The sequence below is a fragment of the Pseudomonas sp. K5002 genome, assembly GCF_013386655.1.
GTDB lineage: Bacteria > Pseudomonadota > Gammaproteobacteria > Pseudomonadales > Pseudomonadaceae > Aquipseudomonas.
Window position 1 is genome coordinate 1 of sequence record NZ_JACARK010000511.1, and the last position, 4,269, is coordinate 4,269.

The 4,269-nt window shown below is 60.6% G+C and carries 4 protein-coding genes and 1 pseudogene; 2 read left to right on the forward strand and 3 right to left on the reverse strand.

The window, feature by feature from the left end; genetic code table 11:
* On the reverse strand, nucleotides 1-657 hold a 657-nt coding region (locus tag HX846_RS21895; protein WP_306173135.1), incomplete at its 3' end, for an ABC transporter permease.
* A gap of 295 nt (nucleotides 658-952) precedes the next feature.
* On the opposite strand from HX846_RS21895, the gene HX846_RS21900 reads away from it, so the two are divergent.
* Both HX846_RS21900 and HX846_RS21905 read left to right on the forward strand, forming a co-directional pair.
* Nucleotides 953-2,536: a peptide chain release factor 3 gene (locus HX846_RS21900; RefSeq protein WP_003215978.1), complete on the forward strand. Its 1,584-nt coding sequence runs from the start codon at nucleotides 953-955 to the stop codon at nucleotides 2,534-2,536.
* Nucleotides 2,537-2,704: 168 nt separating this feature from the next.
* On the forward strand, nucleotides 2,705-2,980 hold the full coding sequence (locus HX846_RS21905) for a hypothetical protein (protein ID WP_003215984.1): 276 nt from the start codon (nucleotides 2,705-2,707) through the stop codon (nucleotides 2,978-2,980).
* Nucleotides 2,981-3,093: 113 nt separating this feature from the next.
* Here the strand turns inward: HX846_RS21905 and HX846_RS21910 are convergent, their stop codons facing one another.
* Nucleotides 3,094-4,065, reverse strand: a complete 972-nt coding sequence (locus HX846_RS21910) for a peptide ABC transporter ATP-binding protein (protein WP_003215987.1) — start codon at nucleotides 4,063-4,065, stop codon at nucleotides 3,094-3,096.
* Nucleotides 4,065-4,269, reverse strand: a pseudogene (gene dppD / locus HX846_RS21915) (dipeptide ABC transporter ATP-binding protein DppD); the annotation flags it as partial. The pseudogene dppD and the gene HX846_RS21910, both read right to left, overlap by 1 nt.

Genomic DNA, 4,269 nt, shown 5'->3' on the forward strand with positions numbered 1-4,269 from the left:
GAGCAGCAGTTGCGGCTGATTGTTCAGGGCGATGCCGGGGAAGATCAGGCTGCCCAGGCTGTTGGCGCCAATCAGGAACGCCAGGGGCGCGGTACCGACGTTGATCGCCAGGGCCACGCGCACACCGCCGATGATGATCGGCACGGCGTTGGGCAATTCCACGCGAAACAGCACCTGGCGCGGCGTCATGCCGATGCCGACGGCGGCTTCTTTCAGGGAACCTTGAACGTTTTTCAGGCCTTCATAGGTGTTGCGCACGATGGGCAGCAACGAGGCGAGGAACAGCGCGAAGATCGCGGGGCCGCTGCCGATGCCAAGGACACCGAGGGCGATGGCCAGTACGGCCAGGGGAGGGACGGTATTGCCGATGTTGAAGATCTGCATGAAGCGTTCTGCGCGCCCGACCATGTTGGGTCGGCTCAGCAGGATACCGGCGGGAATCCCTACGATCAGGGCGGCCAGCATCGAAACAAGGACGAGGATCAAGTGAGCTTGCAGGTAAAACAACAAATCGTCGCGGTACAGTTCGATCGTGTTGATGCCGATCCAGTGGACCAGCAGGGCCAGGAGAGCGACGACAACCGCTCCTCCTATCAGCCCTTTGCCATAGCGAATAGCCACAGGCGGACTCCTTTTTTCTTTTGTCGGCGAACACATTTCCGAGCGGCAATGCCATTCCTGGCTGTCGGCGAATGTGGTCGCGAATAGCAGCTCGCCCCTACCGGCAACGCGGTATGCGGTCGAGCCATGAGCGCAGCCTCGTCAGGCTAACTTGCTGATTTTTCAGCCCCTGTTACGAGTGCGATAGCAGGGGAGTGGACGTCTCTACCTTTTAAAAGGTTCCATACTTGGCAGCAATTAGCCACCCCCAATGGGGTGAACGGTGGTCCGTCACCCCGGGTTTGCGCTATACTCGCCGCCCTTTTTTGACTCACCTGCCAGGCGATTTCCCATGACCCACCAGGCCGCCGAAGTCGCGAAACGCCGCACTTTCGCCATTATTTCCCACCCCGATGCCGGTAAAACCACCATCACCGAAAAGCTGTTGCTGATGGGCAAGGCGATCGCGGTGGCCGGCACGGTGAAATCCCGTAAATCCGACCGCCATGCCACCTCCGACTGGATGGAAATGGAAAAGCAGCGTGGTATTTCCATTACCACGTCGGTCATGCAGTTCCCGTATCGCGACCACATGATCAACCTGCTCGACACCCCGGGCCACGAAGACTTCTCCGAAGACACCTACCGCACCCTGACGGCGGTGGACTCGGCGCTGATGGTCCTCGACGGCGGTAAAGGCGTCGAGCCCCGCACCATCGCGCTGATGGACGTGTGCCGCCTGCGGGATACGCCGATTGTCAGCTTTATCAACAAACTCGACCGTGACATCCGCGACCCGATCGAACTGCTGGACGAAATCGAAGCCGTCCTGAAGATCAAGGCCGCGCCGATCACCTGGCCGATTGGTTGCTACCGCGACTTCAAGGGCGTGTACCACCTGGCCGACGACTACATCATTGTGTACACCGCTGGCCACGGCCACGAACGTACCGATGTGAAAATCATCGAGAAGCTCGACTCCGACGAAGCCCGCGCCCACCTGGGTGACGAGTACGACCGGTTTGTCGACCAGCTGGAACTGGTGCAGGGCGCCTGCCACGAGTTCAACCAGCAGGAGTTCCTCGACGGCCAGCTGACGCCGGTGTTCTTCGGTACCGCCCTGGGCAACTTCGGTGTCGATCACGTGCTGGATGCCGTGGTCAATTGGGCCCCCAAGCCGCTGGCCCGGGTTGCCAACGAGCGTACCGTGGAGCCTGTGGAAGAGAAATTCGCCGGCTTCGTGTTCAAGATCCAGGCGAACATGGACCCCAAGCACCGCGACCGTATCGCCTTCATGCGTATCTGCTCCGGCAAATACGAAAAAGGCATGAAAATGCGCCACGTGCGTACCGGCAAGGACGTGCGCATCGGCGACGCCCTGACCTTTTTCTCCTCCGAGCGTGAGCAACTGGAAGAAGCGTATGCCGGCGATATCATCGGCTTGCACAACCACGGCACCATCCAGATCGGTGACACCTTCACCGAAGGCGAAGTGCTGGGCTTCACCGGTATCCCGCACTTCGCCCCGGAACTGTTCCGCCGCGTACGCCTGCGTGACCCGCTGAAATCCAAGCAACTGCGCCAGGGTTTGCAGCAGTTGGCGGAAGAGGGCGCCACTCAGGTGTTCTTCCCGGAGCGCAGCAACGACATCATCCTCGGCGCCGTCGGTGTGCTGCAGTTCGATGTAGTGGCCAGTCGCCTGAAAGAGGAATACAAGGTGGAATGCTCCTATGAGCCGATCACCGTGTACTCCGCGCGCTGGATCGACTGCAGCGATAAGAAGAAGCTGGAAGAGTTCAAGATCAAGGCCGTGGAAAACCTCGCGATCGACGGCGGTGGTCACCTGACCTACCTGGCCCCGACTCGGGTCAACCTGGCGCTGATGGAAGAGCGCTGGCCGGATGTGAAATTCCGCGCGACCCGTGAGCATCACTAAGGGTTAGCGATATAAGAGAGGGCGAAGCTGTGATGGCTTCGCCTTTTTCTTTGGCTGCTATTCAGGTTGTTTCATTGGCGAAAACTTCAGTTCGGGACTAGTTTGAAGCAAGGCGACGGCGGACAGCTGTCGTACGCAGTTCAACTCCTGACTGGGCGGAATTCGACCATGAGTATCTTTCAACGTGTGGTGCTGTTGCTCAAAGTGCTGGTGATGATGTCATTGGGCATGTCTGCCGCGTGGGCCAATACGGCTGTGCAAAGCCATGGCACGGGGTTTGTGGCGGCGAAGACGGTGCAGGCGGGTGGCTTGCAGTTGGCCAAGAGTGAATCCGAGCCCGGTGACGAAAACCAGGGCGGTTCCAAGGACGATGACGATGCCGAGAACCCGGACAATGATGGCGAAGACAGCGACACCTACAACGATGGCGACAGCGATACGTAAGTAACGCAGGCAAAAGAAAGCCCCGCTTGCCGAACAGATGCGCTATCCGACAAGCAGGGCTGTAGAACACTGGAATGCTCTGGACTCACCCTCCAGAGCATTTTTTTTGCACGTCAGACCACAAATTGCTCCGCGTAGTGGCAAGCCACCTGGCGGTTGTCCAGAGGTCGCAGCACCGGTTCATCGGTACTGCACAGCTGGGTCGCGTACGGGCAGCGCTTGTGGAAGGCGCAGCCAGACGGCGGGTTCAACGGGTTGGGCAACTCCCCGACGATTTTGATCTTCGGTTTGTTCGGGTCCGGATGAATGGTCGGGGTCGCCGACAGCAACGCCTGGGTGTACGGGTGCAGCGGGCGTGCGTAGATGTCTTCCTTTGGACCGACTTCAACCGGGCGGCCGAGGTACATCACCATTACGTCATCGGCGACGTGCTGCACCACCGCGAGGTTGTGGGAGATGAACACGTAGGCGGTGTTGAATTCCTGCTGCAAATCCATGAACAGGTTCAGCACCTGGGCCTGGATCGATACGTCCAGCGCCGAGGTCGGTTCATCCGCCACCAGCACCTTGGGTTGCAGCATCATCGCCCGCGCCAGTGCGATCCGCTGGCGCTGGCCGCCGGAGAACATGTGCGGGTAGCGCTGATAATGCTCAGGGCGCAGGCCCACTTGCTTCATCATCGCCTGGACCTTTTCCCGGCGCTCGGCGGCAGACAGGTTGGTGTTGATCAGCAGCGGCTCGCCCAGTTGGTCGCCGACCTTCTGGCGCGGGTTCAGCGAGGCGTAAGGGCTCTGGAACACCATCTGCACGTCTTTGCGCAGTTGCTTGCGCTGGGCCTTGTCGGCACCGGCGACTTCTTGCCCGGCGATTTTCAGCGAGCCGGAAGACGGCTCTTCAATCAAGGTCAGGGCGCGGGCCAGGGTGGATTTGCCGCAACCGGACTCGCCCACGACCGCGAGGGTCTTGCCGGCTTCGAGCTCGAACGACACACCGTTGAGTGCGCGCACCAGGGCATGGCCCTTGAACAGGCCACGGGACACTTCGTAGTGACGGGTCAGGTCGCGGGCGGTAAGTACGACGGCCATTACGCCACCTCCTGATTCAGCGGGTAGAAGCAGCGGGCAAGGCTGTGGCTTTTCGGGTCAAGGCCCGGGCGTTGGGCGCGGCAGGACTCCTGCACATACGGGCACCGCGGCGACAGCAGGCAACCCTGCGGGCGGTCATAACGGCCGGGAACGATACCCGGCAGCGTGGCCAGGCGCGTGGCGCCGAGGCTGTGCTCGGGGATC